Origin of the sequence: Streptomyces sp. NBC_01198 (assembly GCF_036010485.1) — a bacterium.
Lineage (GTDB): Bacteria > Actinomycetota > Actinomycetes > Streptomycetales > Streptomycetaceae > Actinacidiphila.
The window spans coordinates 6428778-6442932 of the sequence record NZ_CP108568.1 but is presented as its reverse complement, the minus strand read 5'-3'; the positions used below and the strand labels follow the sequence as shown (position 1 = coordinate 6442932).

At 74.2% G+C, this 14155-nt stretch carries 14 protein-coding genes; 7 read left to right on the top strand and 7 right to left on the bottom strand.

The features are described from left to right. Positions 1–177: 177 nt before the first annotated feature. The 3 genes from OG702_RS28620 to OG702_RS28610 form a co-directional block, all read right to left on the bottom strand. Positions 178–2415 (bottom strand): molybdopterin-dependent oxidoreductase, encoded by a 2238-nt coding sequence (locus tag OG702_RS28620; RefSeq protein ID WP_327291825.1) that lies wholly within the window; start codon positions 2413–2415, stop codon positions 178–180. Between the two features lie 183 nt (positions 2416–2598). Next, complete coding sequence (locus OG702_RS28615; protein ID WP_327291824.1) at positions 2599–3216, bottom strand: TetR/AcrR family transcriptional regulator; 618 nt, start codon at positions 3214–3216, stop codon at positions 2599–2601. A gap of 5 nt (positions 3217–3221) precedes the next feature. Further along, positions 3222–3869: a TetR/AcrR family transcriptional regulator gene (locus OG702_RS28610; RefSeq protein WP_327291823.1), complete on the bottom strand. Its 648-nt coding sequence runs from the start codon at positions 3867–3869 to the stop codon at positions 3222–3224. Between the two features lie 175 nt (positions 3870–4044). On the opposite strand from OG702_RS28610, the gene OG702_RS28605 reads away from it, so the two are divergent. The 5 genes from OG702_RS28605 to OG702_RS28585 all read left to right on the top strand — a co-directional run bounded on the left by OG702_RS28605 (position 4045) and on the right by OG702_RS28585 (position 9702). Continuing rightward, positions 4045–5481: a DHA2 family efflux MFS transporter permease subunit gene (locus tag OG702_RS28605; RefSeq protein WP_327291822.1), complete on the top strand. Its 1437-nt coding sequence runs from the start codon at positions 4045–4047 to the stop codon at positions 5479–5481. A gap of 1 nt (position 5482) precedes the next feature. Continuing rightward, on the top strand, positions 5483–6310 hold the full coding sequence (locus OG702_RS28600; protein ID WP_327291821.1) for an SGNH/GDSL hydrolase family protein: 828 nt from the start codon (positions 5483–5485) through the stop codon (positions 6308–6310). Positions 6311–6380: 70 nt separating this feature from the next. Then, the gene (gene hmgA / locus OG702_RS28595) at positions 6381–7688 is read left to right on the top strand and encodes a homogentisate 1,2-dioxygenase (RefSeq protein WP_327291820.1); all 1308 of its coding nucleotides are present in this window, start codon (positions 6381–6383) and stop codon (positions 7686–7688) included. 5 nt (positions 7689–7693) lie between these two features. After that, positions 7694–8440 carry a GntR family transcriptional regulator gene (locus OG702_RS28590; RefSeq protein ID WP_327293413.1) on the top strand — a complete coding sequence of 249 codons (747 nt, stop codon included), beginning with the start codon at positions 7694–7696 and terminating at the stop codon, positions 8438–8440. Between the two features lie 14 nt (positions 8441–8454). Then, positions 8455–9702, top strand: coding sequence for a type ISP restriction/modification enzyme (locus OG702_RS28585; RefSeq protein WP_327291819.1), 1248 nt, complete (start codon positions 8455–8457; stop codon positions 9700–9702). A 128-nt stretch (positions 9703–9830) separates the two neighbouring features. Here OG702_RS28585 and OG702_RS28580 read toward each other — a convergent pair whose 3' ends face one another. Beyond that, positions 9831–10094, bottom strand: coding sequence for a hypothetical protein (locus tag OG702_RS28580; RefSeq protein ID WP_327291818.1), 264 nt, complete (start codon positions 10092–10094; stop codon positions 9831–9833). A 274-nt stretch (positions 10095–10368) separates the two neighbouring features. Between OG702_RS28580 and OG702_RS28575 the strand changes: the two genes are divergently transcribed. Next, positions 10369–11529: a DUF5925 domain-containing protein gene (locus tag OG702_RS28575; protein WP_442814570.1), complete on the top strand. Its 1161-nt coding sequence runs from the start codon at positions 10369–10371 to the stop codon at positions 11527–11529. Between the two features lie 37 nt (positions 11530–11566). Here OG702_RS28575 and OG702_RS28570 read toward each other — a convergent pair whose 3' ends face one another. From OG702_RS28570 to OG702_RS28560, 3 genes are all read right to left on the bottom strand, one after another. Next, the gene (locus OG702_RS28570; protein WP_327291816.1) at positions 11567–11938 is read right to left on the bottom strand and encodes a GntR family transcriptional regulator; all 372 of its coding nucleotides are present in this window, start codon (positions 11936–11938) and stop codon (positions 11567–11569) included. Continuing rightward, positions 11935–13065, bottom strand: coding sequence for a methyltransferase domain-containing protein (locus OG702_RS28565; RefSeq protein WP_327291815.1), 1131 nt, complete (start codon positions 13063–13065; stop codon positions 11935–11937). Before OG702_RS28565 ends, OG702_RS28570 begins: the two co-directional genes overlap by 4 nt. A 101-nt stretch (positions 13066–13166) precedes the next feature. Continuing rightward, positions 13167–13613 (bottom strand): MarR family winged helix-turn-helix transcriptional regulator, encoded by a 447-nt coding sequence (locus OG702_RS28560; protein ID WP_327291814.1) that lies wholly within the window; start codon positions 13611–13613, stop codon positions 13167–13169. Between the two features lie 134 nt (positions 13614–13747). On the opposite strand from OG702_RS28560, the gene OG702_RS28555 reads away from it, so the two are divergent. Beyond that, positions 13748–14122: a cupin domain-containing protein gene (locus OG702_RS28555; RefSeq protein ID WP_327291813.1), complete on the top strand. Its 375-nt coding sequence runs from the start codon at positions 13748–13750 to the stop codon at positions 14120–14122. Positions 14123–14155 lie beyond the last annotated feature (33 nt).

The window sequence follows — 14155 nt, the reverse complement described above, 5'->3', positions numbered from 1 at the left end:
CGTCCGACGCCCAAACTAGCGCCGATAGTTTTACGGTGCCAGGCCCTGCCGCGTTCCCTCGGTCACCCCTGGGCCGGCGGCCGGGCCGGCCGGCGGCGTACCCGCGACGGGCGACGGCGCCGGGACGCCCCGTGGTGCGGCGGCGTGCCCCTCGCCGTCGTGGGGCGGCCCGGCCGGTCAGCCCGCCGCCTCCACCTGTATCGGGAAGCCGTTGAGCACCGCGGTGCCGGACAGCGGGTCGAGGCGGCTGCCGTCCAGCAGCTGGTTGACATTGGCGCCGGGCTCGCGGGAGGCCGTGGCCAGCCGGGTGCCGTTGCGGTCGTGACCCCAGCCGTGCGGCAGGCACACCACACCGCGTCGCAGGGTGTCGGTGATCTCCACCGCCGCGGTGATCTCGCCGCCGTCGCCTTTGATGCGGGCGAGAGCGCCGTCCGCCAGGCCGAGCCGGGCGGCGTCCTCGGGGTGCAGCTGGGCGGTGCAGCGGTTGCTGCCGCCGGTCAGCGCCGGCACATTGTGCATCCAGCTGTTGTTGGACCGCAGATGCCGGCGCCCGATCAGCACCAGCGACTGCCCGTCGCCGCCGCGGGCGACCGCCGCCCGCAGCCGCGGCACGTCGGCGGCGATCGGCGCCGCGGCCAGCTCGACGGTGCCGGAGGCGGTGCGCAGCACTGCGGGCAGCCGCGAGCCCAGCGGACCCAGGTCGATGCCGTGCGGGTGGTCGAGGAGCCGGGCCAGGGTGAGGCCTTCCGGGTCCGCGCCGAAGCCGTCGCCGTAGGGTCCGAGCCGCAGCATCAGATCGAGCCGCCGCTCGTAGCCGGTGCGGCCGTCGAGCTGGGCGGCCACTTCGGCGGCGTCCCTGCCGTGCACCGGCGAGTGCGGGTCGGCGGTCTCCGAGCCGAGCCGGCGCTGCACGGCCTGGCTGTCGACCAGCGCCGGGTCGGCGTCGGGGCCGCCGTGGCCGAGGACGGCGAGGATCAGCCGCGCCAGGATCTCCGGCTCGTCCGGGGATCCGGCGGCGAGCGGCACGGCCGGCGGGCTGTAGCGGACGGTGTTGCGCACCGCGAGGGTGCTGAACGCGAAGTCGTAGTGCGCGCTGCGGGCCGGCGGAGGCGGCGGCAGCACGACATGGGCGTGCCGTGACGTCTCGTTGAGATACGGATCGACGCTGACCATGAAGTCCAGCCCGGCCAGCGCCCGGTCCGTCCGCAGGCCGTCAGGTGCGGAGAGCACCGGGTTCGACGCCACCACGACCAGCCCGCGCAGCCGGCCCTCCCCCGGCGTGTCGATCTCCTCGGCGAGGGCAGCGGTGGGCAGTTCGCCCTTGACCTCGGGGTGTCCCGACACCCGGCTGCGCCAGCGCCCGGTGGTGAAGCCCTTGCCGGGGCGTGCCGGCCGGGGCGCCCTGGCGGTGGCCGCGAGCGGGAACATCGCGCCGCCCGGTCGGTCCAGATTCCCGGTCAGCGCGTTGAGCACGTCCACCAGCCAGCTCGCCAGGGTGCCGAACTCGACGGCGGTGCTGCCCAGCCGCCCGTAGACCACGGCCCGCTCGGCGGCGGCCAGGTCCCGCGCGAGGGTGCGGATGTCCGCGGCGGGGACGTCGCAGTACGCGGCGACGGCCTCGGGGGTGAACTCCGCGGCGAGGGCGCCGACCTCCGCCACACCGCTGAGGTGCGGTGCCAGGTCACCCGGGTCGGCGAGGCCTTCGGCGAACAGCACCTGCACCATGGCGAAGAGCAGTGCCGCGTCCGTGCCTGGCCTGGGCGCCACGTGGCGGTCCGCGGCCGCGGCGGTCCTGGTGCGGTTGGGGTCGATGACGACCAGCCGCCCGCCGCGCCGCCGCAGCGCCTTGAGCTTGCCGGGGAAGTCGGCGGCGGTGGCCAGACTGCCGTTGGAGACCAGCGGGTTGGCGCCGATCAGCACCAGGTGGTCGGTGCGGTCGAGGTCGGGGACCGGGATCGCGTTGGGGTCGCCGAAGAGATAGCCGCAGCTCACGTGCTTGGGCATCTGGTCCAGGGTGCTCGCGGTGAAGACGCTGCGGGTGCCCAGCGCCCCCACCAGCTGCGCCGGGTAGAGGGCGCCGGCCATCGTATGGACGTTGGGATTGCCCAGGACGACGCCGACGGCCTCGCCGCCGTAGGTGTCCTTGACCGCGCCGATGCCCGCGGCGACGGCCTCGAACGCCTCGGCCCAACTGGCCTCGGCCAGCTTGCCGTCCCTGCGCACCAGCGGGCGGGTCAGCCGGTCGGGGTCGGCGTCGAGAGCCCCGAACAAGGCGCCTTTCGGGCAGATGAATCCGGCGCTGAAGACGTCCTCGCGGTCGCCGCGGGCATGCGTGACCCGTTCCTGGTCGACCGTCAGGACGAGGCCGCAGGTGGCCTCGCAGAGCGGGCAGATGCGCAGAGCGGTACGGGTCATCGGTGACTCCCCCTGGACGGCGACGGCACTGGCGCGCGTTGGTCTTCGACACTACTGATCGATACTGACAACGACACTACTCGCGGGTACCGACAACGCGTCCCGTCCTGCGGGCCGGTGTTCGGGGGCGGCCGACCCGGGTGCTCGGGGGCGGCGGCCCCGCCCGTTCCGCGGCCGGCGCCGTCAGTCGAGGACCGTGGCCAGATAGGCCAGGACCAGCTGCTTGGTCTCGGCGACGACCCGGGGGTCCCCGTCCGGATCGGTGCGGAAGGCGAGTTGGAGCGCGGCGTCCGCGGCCTCCACCGCGATCGCCAGCGCGAGCCGCAGCCGCGGGTCGGCGGGGTCGGTGGTGAGCCGGTCGCCGAGCAGCGCGGGAAGCCGCTCGGCCAGGTCGTGGTTGCTCTCGCCCGGCACGCCGAAATCCAGCAGGGCGAAGCCGGGGGCGGTGCGCTTCATCGCGGTGTACTCGTCGACCAGCACCTCGACCGCCGCCCGCCAGCCGTCGCCGGAGCCGGGCTCCGCCAGCCTGGCCGCGGTCCGGTCGAGGAAGTCGTCCAGGTTCCGGTGGGCCAGCGCGTCGGCCATCGCGCGCTTGTCGGCGAAGAAGCGGTAGACCGAGCCGATCGGCACTCCGGCCCGGGCGGCGACCGCCCGGGTGCTGAGCCGTTCGTAACCGGCCTCGTCGAGCAGCCGCGCGCAGGCGTCGAGTATCCGTTCCAGCCGCTCGGTGCTGCGCCGCTGTACGGGCGCGCGGCGCAGCAGCCCGCCGTCGGCGTCCGGTGGGCCCCCGGCGCCCGCCATCGGCGTCAGCTCCCGGCTGCGAGCGCGTCGAACAGCGTGCGCAGGTCGGCGAGCGCCTCCCCCAGGGCGGCCTGAGGGTCGTCGGCCCTGACGATCGCCATGGCGCTCTCGCTCAGACCGCCGTAGAGCATCGAGGTCAGCGGGGCGGCGGGGCGTTCGAGGATGGCGCCCTTCCTGATCGCGCGGGCGATGCCTTTGCGGGTCAGCTCGCGGCAGTTGACGCCGAGGTCGCGCATCGCCTCCCAGCCGAGCGCGCCGGGCGCGTCGAAGAGGGTGATGCGCTGCACCTCGGGGTCGAGCGAGGCCTCCAGATAGGCCCGGCAGCCCTCGAGGACCGCTTCCCACGGGTCGTCGGCGACGGCGACGTACGCGGCCGTGATGCGGGCGGCGAGGCGTTCCTGCTCGCGGGCGTAGACGGCGCTGAAGAGCTGCTTCTTGCCGGCGAAGTGGTGGTAGAGGGCGCCCTTGGTGACGCCGGCCCCTTCGCAGACGGCGTCGAGCGAGGTGGCGGCGTATCCGGAGTTCGCGAAGAGCGTCCGCGCGGCGGCCAGCAGGTCCTCGACGGTCGCGTCGGAGCGCTCCCGCTGCGTCGGGCGTACGCGTGGCCGGCGTCCGCCGCTGTCTGTCGCCGTACCCGCTGCCGCCACGGCCATCCTCCTGCTCCTGTCGGCCGGCCCGCGCCGGGGCGCCGGTGCCGGCGCCGTCTTGCCCCCGTTCTCGTCGGTCCGCTGCCCACCCTAGCCAAAAGCGGGCCTTGACAGCGACATACCTTCGGTATGTATGTTCCGTACCGCCAGTATGTTTCCCGTCATCAAGGCAAGGACGGCCATGTCCTCACTGTCCTCACCCGCTTCCGCCTCTTCCGCACCGCCGGCCGCGGGGCCGCCGCCCCCGCAGGGCACGGGCGCGCGTCCCGGAGTCGTCCTGCTGCTCAGCGCGGGTGCGACCTTCATCGCGTTCCTCGACACCACCGTCGTCAACGTCGCCTTTCCCGACCTGGCGCGGAGCTTCCCCGCCGACGGGGTCTCCGACCTGTCCTGGGTGGTCAGCAGCTACGCCGTGCTCTTCGCCGCCCTGCTCACCCCGGCGGGCCGGATCGCCGACGCCTTCGGGCGCAAGAGGCTCTTCCTGTCCTCGCTGGCCGGCTTCACCGTCGCGTCCGCACTGTGCGCGTGCGCGCCCGGCCTGCCGTGGCTGATCACCGCACGCGCCCTGCAGGGCGCGACTGCGGCGGGCATGATCCCGGCCGCCCTCGGCCTGCTGCTCGCCACGACCCCGCCTCAGCGGCTCCCCGCGGCCATCGGCGCCTGGGGAGCGGCCGGTTCGATGGCCACCGCGGCCGGGCCCGCCCTCGGCGGCGTCCTGGTCGACGCCTTCGGCTGGCGGGCGGTCTTCCTGATCAATGTGCCCGTCGGCGCCGCCCTGGTCCTCGCCGGCCTGCGCGGCCTTCCCGAGCCCGCCGGTGCCCGGCGGCGGCTCCCCGACCCGCTGGGCACGGCCGCGGTCACCGCGGGCATCGCCCTGCTCGTGCTGGGGCTCACCAAGGGCAGCGACTGGGGCTGGACCCGCACCGGCACGGTGGCGAGCGTGGCGGGCGGCGCGGCGCTGATCGCCGTCGCGCTGGTCCGCTCCACCCGCCACGACGCCCCCGCCGTCGAGACGGCCCTCTTCGGCAACCGCACCTTCGCGGCGGCCTCGGCCGCCGCGGCCTTCACCGGTGCGGCGCTCTTCGGCTGGCTGCTCAGCAGCCCGCTGTTCCTGACCAGCGTCTGGCACTACTCGGTGCTCGAAGCCGGATTCGCCGTCACCCCCGGGGCGCTGACCTCTGCGGTCGCCGCGCTCGCGGTGGGCAGCCGGGCCAAGCCGCACCAACTCCCGGCCGTGGTCGGGGTGTCGATGGCCGCCTTCGCCGCGGTCGGCGTGTGGTCGTATCTCGGCCTGGGCAGCGACCCCCGCTTTCTGACGCTGTGGCTGCCGGTGGGCCTGATCGGCGGCGCGGCCTTCGGCGCGGCGCTGACCGCGCTGTCCGCCGCGGCCGCCGGGTCGCTGCCGCCGCGGCAGTTCGCCTCCGGGGTCGGCATGACCACCACCGCACGGCAGGTGGGCGGCGCCCTGGGGGTCGCGGCCACCGCGTCGGTGATCGCCGCGCACGGCATCGCCGGGCCGCAGGCGTACCGCGACGTCTTCCTGGTCTGCGCCGCGCTGGCCGCGGTCGCCGCCTTGGTGGGCCTGGCCATGGCCCGCACCCTGGTGAAGGAGTCCTGACATGACCCACGCGTCGAGCCCCGGCGAAGGGACGCCCGCAACCGCCCCGGCGGCCGGTTCCGGGTCGGCAGCCAGCGGTCCTACGGCCGGTTCCAGGTCGGCAACCAGCGCCCCCGCGGCCAGGACCGGTTGGGCGGCCGCCTATCCCGCGGAGGCCGCGGACCCGCACTGCCTGGCGGAAGGCGAGGGCGCCGAACTGCTGCGGGGCGCGCCCTGGCGGCGGTTCGCCGTGGTGGGCGACAGCCTCGCCGAGGGCCTGGGCGATCCGCAGCGCGGCTACCGCACCGGGTCCTGGGCGGACCGGACCGCCGAGGCGCTGCTCACCGCCGCCCCTGACGCCGTGCACACGAATCTCGGGATGCGCGGCCTGACCACCGCCCAGGTACGCGAGCGGCAGGCGGATCGCGCCGCGGCCTTCGCACCCGACCTGGTCGCGGTCGTCTGCGGCGGCAACGACCTGCTGCTGCCGGGCTTCTCCCCGGCCGTGGTCGCCCGTGAGATGGACCTGCTCTTCGGGCGGCTCGCCGCCCCCGGGACGACGCTGCTCACCTTCGCGCTGGCGAACGTGGCCGCGGCGGTGCCCGAACTGCGCGGCGGGCCGCTGGAGAAGGGCGTCGCCCGGCTCAATGGCATCGTCCGCAGATCCGCCGAGCGCCACGGGGCGGTGCTGGTCGAGATGTACGACCACCCCGCGGTCGGCGACCGCGACCTCTACAGCGCGGACCTCGTGCACGCCACCGCCCGCGGGCACGCGGTCATCGCCGCGGCCACGATACGGGCGCTGAGCAGGCAGATCACGGCCGGAGCAGGGAGTTGTCCACAGGCGTGAGGCGGGGGGTTGCCGTCCTGATTCCTATGGTCCAGCATAGGAATCAGGACGACACGGCGGGGAGCGCGGCATGGACATCGACCAGGACGGCAAGGGCCTCGAGTATTCGGCGGGCTTCGGGAACGAGCACAGCAGCGAGGCCGTGCCCGGCGCGCTCCCGGTGGGGCGCAACGCACCGCAGCGCGCCCCGTTCGGGCTGTACGCCGAGCAGCTGAGCGGCACCGCCTTCACCGAGCCGCGCGCGCACAACCGCCGCAGCTGGCTCTACCGCATCCGCCCGTCCGCCGCTCACCCCCCTTTCGAGCGAGTGCCGAACGGTGAGCTGCGCAGCGGCCCCTTCCTCGACGTGGAGCCCGATCCCAACCGGCTGCGCTGGGGTCCGCTGCCGCTACCCGAGGAGCCGACCGACTTCGTGCAGGGCCTGGTCACCGTCGGCGGGAATGGTGACGTGCTGCGCCGTGAGGGCATCGGCATCCACTGGTATGCCGCCAACCGCCCCATGCGGCAGCGGGTGTTCTCCTCCTCCGACGGGGAGTTCCTGATCGCGCCGCAGCAGGGCGCGCTGCTGCTGCGGACGGAGCTGGGAGTACTGCGCGCCGAGCCGGGCCATGTCGCGCTGATCCCGCGCGGCATCCGCTTCCGGGTCGAGCTGCCGGACGGCACCGCCCGCGGCTATGTGTGCGAGAACTACGGGCGGCCCTTCCAGCTGCCGGAGCTGGGACCGATCGGCGCCAACGGGCTCGCGAACGCGCGGGACTTCCTGGCCCCGGTCGCCGCCTACGAGGACGGGGACGAGGAGACCGAGGTCCTGAACAAATTCGGCGGCAATCTGTGGTCGGCCCGCTACGGCCACTCACCGCTGGACGTGGTCGCCTGGCACGGCAGCCACGTGCCGTATCTGTACGACCTGCGCCGCTTCAACGTGCTGGGCTCGATCAGCTACGACCACCCGGACCCGTCGATCTTCACCGTGCTGACCTCGCCGTCCGACACCCCGGGGCTGGCCGGCGCGGACTTCGTGGTCTTCGCACCGCGCTGGCTGGTCGGCGAGGACACCTTCCGGCCGCCGTACTTCCACCGCAACGTGATGTCGGAGTTCATGGGCCTGATCGAGGGCGCCTACGACGCCAAGGCCGAGGGCTTCGTCCCCGGCGGCGCCTCCCTGCACAACATGATGTCCGCGCACGGCCCGGACCGGACCACCTTCGACCGGGCGAGCACCGCGGACCTGGTCCCGCAACGGGTCGACGACGGGCTGGCGTTCATGTTCGAGACCCGCTGGCCGGTCGTGCCCACCGAGTCCGCCCTGTCGGCGGGCCATCGGCAGCAGGGCTACGACAGGGTGTGGGAGGGGCTGGAGAGAAACTTCCGGCTGTGACCGCCGTGACCTGGTTCGCCCCCGACTCGCTGGTCCTGAACCGCAAGCTGCCGCTGTGGTATCAGGTCTCGCAGTCGCTGCGCGCCTCGATACTGGGCCGCCGCCCGGACGACCCGCTGCGGCTGCCGACCGAGGACGACCTCGCCGGGCACTACGGCGTGAGCGTGCTCACCATGCGTCAGGCGCTCAAGGAGCTGGAGGAGGAGGGCCTGATATCGCGGCACCGCAGGCGCGGCACCTTCATCGAGCCGGCGGCGCGGCGCGGAGCGCCGGTCCGCCTGCTGGGGTCGGTGGACGCGATCGTGGCCCAGCAGTCCGGCGGGCGCACGGCGGTCCTCCAGCACGGCCCGGCGGCGCTGCCGCCGGAGGTGGGCGAGCACTTCGCCGATCTGACGGAGGCGGTCGCCTACCGGCGGCTGCGCTGCGACGAGGCGGGCGAGCCCACCAACTGGGCGGAGAATTTCGTCCGGCCGGAACTGGCCGCGCGGATCGACCTGGCCGACCTGGAGCGCTGGCCGATGACCAAGGTGCTGCGGGACGTGCTGGGGGTGCGGATCAGCCGGATCATAGACACGGTGGAGGCGCGGCTGGCCTCCCCGGAGACCGCCCGGCTGCTCCAGGTGCCGCTGCTGAGCCCGATCCTGCACTACACCGGCGTCACCTACGACGAGTCGGGCCGGGCGGTGGACGTGGTGCGGATCCACTACCGGGGAGACCGGTTCTCGTTCACCGTGACCATGGAGGCACGCTGAGCGGGCTCAGTAGCATGCATGCGGTGAGCGACGACGCGCCTGTGCTGCACGATGTGATGCCGTGGTCCGTGCGCCCGCTGCGGATCGGCCGCGGCTGGCCCATGGCGCCGGACGCCAACACGCTGCGCGACCGCTGGGCGCTGTTCACCGCGGCGCGGGGCGAGGCGGAGCGGGACGCGCTGCTGCACCCCACCCGGACCCGCGGGCTGCACACCCGGGTCGGCCAGCTGCCCGGCCACCGCACACCGACCACCGCGCTGGCCCGGGAGGACGGCCGCTGCCCCGAGCCGGTCCTGATCCAGCACGGCGCCCATGACCGGCAGTGGCTGATACCCGATCACCGGCTGATCGACGCGGCACGGCCCGAGCTCTGGCGGGTGCTGGACGACCAGCAGATCTTCGCCGTCGAGCAGGCGTATCTGCCGGAGGCGCACGAGCCTGCCGTGGCCTTCTCCGCGCTGCTGCCCGACGGCCGCTCGCCCGCCGGCCGCCCGGGCCGGATACGCCCGCTCTTCCGGCAGCCGGGCGGCAGGGACCCCAACCTCGCCCCCGGCCTGCTCGGCCTGCTCTCGGCGCGGCTGGCCGCCGAGGTCACCGCGCGGGACGTCCTGGCCTGGGTGGCCGCCGCGGCCCGCCCGGCGCCCGGCGGCTGCGAGGTGCCCTTCCCCGCCGACCCCGGCGACTGGCGCAGCGGCGTCGCACTGGGCGGCCGCCTGCTGTGGCTGCACACCCGCGGCGCCCGGCTCGCCGACCCGGCCGAGGGGCGCGACCCGGCGGCGCCCCGGCTGCCCGGCGGCAGCCGTCCCTACGTCCGGGCGCCGCTGCCCGCGGCACCGGGCCAGGAGGAGCTGGAGTACGACCGGGAGCAGCGCGAACTGCGGATCGGTGCGGGCCGGATCTCCCCGGTCGCGCCTGCCGCCTGGGATCGTAGGGTCGGCGGGGTGCGGGTCCTGGAGGCGTGGTGGGAGCGGCGTACGGCGCCGGGCGCGCCTGGTTCGCTCGAAGCGCTGCGACCGCCGCGCTGGACCCGGCACTGCACCTCGGACCTGCTGGAAGTGATCAGCGTCCTGACCCTGCTCGCCGAGTCGGACGGCGCGCGGGACGCGCTGGCCCGCAGCCTGGCGGACCGGCCCGGCCGCACGATCACCGCGAGGGCACTGCGCGACGCGGGCGTCCTGCCGGTGCCGGCGGCCAGGCGCAGGCCGGCGTCCGTACTCGACCATCGTGAAGAGGGACCTGACGGGCAGTTCGCGCTGGTGTGAGGGCCGCGGGGCACGGAAGTCCGCATCCGCGTGGCCGGCCGGCGGGGAGAGGCGGGCGCGGCTGACGCGGGAGTGGGACGAGGGCGCACCGGAGCACTACGGAAGAGCGCGCGAACAGCGGAAACCGTTCAGCGGCGGTTGCCGAAGAGCGATCTGCGCAGCCGTCGGAGCGGGGCGAAGAGCGAGACCCTGGCACCACGATTGGCCGTGGTGTGCACGGTGTTGCGCGAGGTGAGCTCGCGCATCAGCACGGTCGCCTCCTCGGTCTCGCGCTGCGGCAGGGCCGGCCCGGCCAGTATCGCCAGGTGCCGGTCGAGACGCGCACTGGACGCACCCGTTCCCGCACTGATGGCAGGCACTCGCGGCCTGCCGTGCATCGCTATCTGTTCCATGACTCTCCCCACCCTGACGAGGGCACCCGGCCCGGGCAGGCTAACCCTATCGCCCCGCCGCGTCACGTGCGCATCCCACGTCCGACCCGGATGCCCGATTCACCTACTTCTCAAGGGTGTTGACACCATCGGGGGCTCCGCAGTCGAACAGTGAACGGAACCGTACACCTGTTCCGCCACCCTCGGTGACCAGCGGACGTCCGGCGCGGGCGGCGTCCGCGGCCGGGCGGAAAAACACTGGGCCAAAAGGGCGCGGGTGCCCGATCATGGACACATGTCCGCGACACCCCGTGAACCGAGGAGGCAAGTGCCGCCCACCACCGGACCAGGATCGGGCCGGGCCGCCGAGCCGACCGCGCCGCACCGCGCCCTTCCCATCCATCTGCGTCTCGACGACAGCGACTCGCCGTCGGACGTGGTCGACGCGCTCTTCCTCGGCCGGTTCACCTCCGGTGAGCACCCGTTCGCCCGGGGCGCGTCGCTGGAGAGCGTCAAGTCCGGGCTGACACTGCTGCCGCCGGACGCCACCGTGCTGCGACAGGCGCGCGACAAGGACCGCAGCGCCACCCTCGCCGAGGGCGACGGCTGGACGATCCTCATCTCGCGCTGGAACCGCGGCGCCGACGTCACGGTGGCGGCGGCCACCGACGAACTCGCCGAGCAGGTGCTCAAGTCGTCGGTGGACGACGCGGAGGACGAGCCGGAGCCGGAGCCGGAGAGCGTCACCATGGGCTTCTGGTACGTCTCGCCGCGCCGCGGACCGCACCGCACCACCCGGCAGATCTCCGCGGCCACCTGGGAGGAGCTGCGCGGCAACTACACCGCGCAGGTCGCCGACGCGATGGACGGCCTGATGAAGCTCAGCGTGGACGACATCACCGGGCGGCTCCTGCTGCTCCACGGCCCGCCCGGCACCGGCAAGACGTCGGCGCTGCGCACCCTGGCGCGTTCCTGGCGGGAATGGTGCCAGGTCGACTGCGTCCTGGACCCGGAGCGGCTGTTCAACGACGTCGGCTACCTGATGGACATCGCCATCGGCGAGGACGACGGCACCGCGGGCGGGCGCTGGCGGCTGCTGCTGCTTGAGGACTGCGACGAGCTGATCCGCGGTCAGGCCAAGCACCAGACCGGCCAGGCGCTGTCCCGGCTGCTCAATCTCACCGACGGCCTGCTCGGCCAGGGCCGCAACGTGCTGGTGGGCATCACCACCAACGAGGACCTGGAGCGCCTGCACCCCGCGGTGGTCCGCCCGGGCCGCTGCCTGGCCAGGATCGAGGTCGGCCCGCTCAGCCGCGACGAGGCGGTGAACTGGCTCGGCACCCCGGAGGGCGTCGGCCGGGACGGCGCGACGCTCGCCGAGCTGTACGCCCTGCGCCGCGGCACCACCTCGGCACTGCCGGTCCCCGCCCAGGCCGCTGACGGCCTGTATCTGTGACCCGGCGGCCCCGCCGGCCCCCGGCGTCCTCTGATCGCTAGTCGCCGTAGGCGGCGCGCAGCGCCTCCTCGACGGCGGCGCGGGCCGCCGCTCGGTCCAGGCCGAGGCGGCGAGTGCGTTCCACATACGCCGTCGCGGCCGCGGCCACCTCGCGGGCGCGGGCGTCGGCGGCGGCCACGAAGGTGCCGTGCCGGCCGCGGGTCTCGATCACACCGTCCGCCTCCAGGGCCCGGTAGGCCTTGGCGACGGTGTTGGCCGCGAGCCCCGACTGCTCGGCGAGGCCCCGGACGGTGGGCAGTTTGTAGCCGACCGGCAGCCGTCCCGCGCGGGCCTCCTCGGCGATCTGCCCGCGCAACTGCTCGTACGGCGGCACGGCCGAGTCCGCGTCGATGGTGATCTCCAGCGTCATGTCGGGGATCCTGGCACAACGGGTGCCGCCAGTGGCACGGCCCGGTCCGCCCCGGCGGGGTCGTAGGCGATCGTGTCGCCGCTCTCGTGCAGATGCGTCAGGAAGGGCACCCCCGCGCGATAGGCGTCCAGGCCCGCGCGGCAGTAGGCGACCATGTCGTGCGGCAGGTCGTCCAGCGGATACCAGCCCAGGCCCGAGCACTTGTCCGGCTCGCGGTTGACCGGCTCGGTGCCCGCGGGGAGCCGGGCGGTGAAGAACCAGCCGATCCTGGGCCTGCCGTAGGGGCTGCGGTGCTGCATCACCACCGCCGCCTCGACCTCGTGCGGTGCCAGGTCGATGCCGATCTCCTCCGCGGCCTCGCGGATCATCCCGGCCCTGACGTCCTCGCCGTCCTCCAGGTGGCCGGACGGCGCGTGCAGCAGCCCGTCGGCGTATCCGGTGCCTGCCCGGCGGCTGAGCAGCACCTCCTGGCCGCGCAGCAGGATCAGGTGGACGTCGACGATCTCGGTGTGGCGCTGCGGCGGGGCGGGCCTGACCAGCGCGGCATACCGCTCGTCCTCGACCTCGCGTCCCCACAGCGACGGGTCGGACCCGAGCTGGTGGATGGTGGTGGACCCGCCGAGGCCCGCGGTCAGCCGGGCGAGGGTGTCCGCGGTGATGCCGGCCGGGCTGACGGTGCCCCAGCGGCCCTCGATCAGCACGAGCCTGCCGCCCGGCCGCAGCAGCCGCGTCCACCCCCGGAGCACGGCGGCCGGGTCGGGCAGCGTCCACAACACGTGGCGGACCAGCACCACATCGAAGCGGCGGGGGCCGACCGGCGGCCGGGTCGCCTCGCCGACGACCGCCTGCGCGCCGGTGCCGGCCAGCTTCACGCGCGCCCGCGCGATCATCCGTTCCGACAGGTCGACGGCGGTGACCCGGTGGCCGTCCCGCGCCGCGAGCAGCGCGAGACTGCCGGTGCCGCAGCCGAGGTCGAGCACGTCCGAGGGCGCCGCGGGCAGCCAGGACCGCAGCCGTATCGCCCAGGCGTCCCTGACCTGCGGGTCGCGCAGGCCGTGGTCGGGCTCGTCGTCGAATCGGTCGGCTTCGGCGTCCCAGAACTGCCGTCCCGCGGTGTCGGTGGTCATGCGATCAGCCTGCCATCCGGCACTGACAGAGCGGCCGGTCACCGCGGGCCCTGCCGGTCCCGCGACGGCCGCTCACCGGCCGGGGCGGGTTCATGGGCGGTTCACCAGCTGGGGCGAATCGGCCCTGCGGGGGCGAGCCTGATCAACTCGTCGCGCAGCGCCAGCAGCCGGCGTTCGCCCACCATCTCCGCCCAGGGCCTGATCGCTTCGGCGGCGGACGCCTCGGCCGCGCGGGCGCAGCGCCATCCGCGGTCGGTGAGCAGGACCAGCCGGGCCCGCGCGTCGTCGGGGTGCGGCCGGCGCTCCACGTACCCCTTCTGTTCCAGCTCGTCGACGATCTGGCTCGCCGCCTGCCGGGTGAACCCGAGGTGCGCGGCGATCTCGGTGACGGTCGCGCCGTCCGGGGCGAGCCGGGTGAAGACGAAGCCGTGCGTGGGGCGCAGATCGTCGAAGCCGTGGGCCACCACGCCGGTGTGGATGTCCTGGACGAGGGAGCCCGTCGCGCTGAGCAGCGCGGCGGTCAGGCTCATCGCATCGGAGTACTTCATCGGGTCAGCTTGACACAGTGGGCAAGCTGCTTGAGTATATGAGAAAGCAGCTTGAGCAAGTTGCTTGAGTAAGTCTCTTGCCTGTCGGGCGGACCGCGGTGCGGCACGCCCCGATCTGTCCCTTGGGGGTCGTCATGCCGTTCGTCACCGCGGACAAGGCCGTTGTCCACGACATGCACGGAGTGCGCTTCGTGTCCTATGCGGCATCCGCGCTGGGCAGCGAGGAGTTGTGCGCCTGGCGCGGGGAGGTGCCCGCCGGGAGCGGCGGCCAGGCCCACACGATCAGCCGGGAGGAGGTCTTCCTCGTCCTGTCGGGCTCGCTGGAACTCACCATCGACGGCGACGCCCGACTGCTCGGCGCGGGGGACGTGGCCATCGCCCCGGCCGGCTGCACGCTCAATGTCGCCAATCCGACGCGGGAACCGGCCGGGATGTGGGTGACCACGAGCACCGGGCTGACAGCCACGCTGCCCGACGGTTCGCGGATATCGCCGCCGTGGGCCAGTTGAGTACGGCGCTCACGTCGTGGGATGACGGCCTGG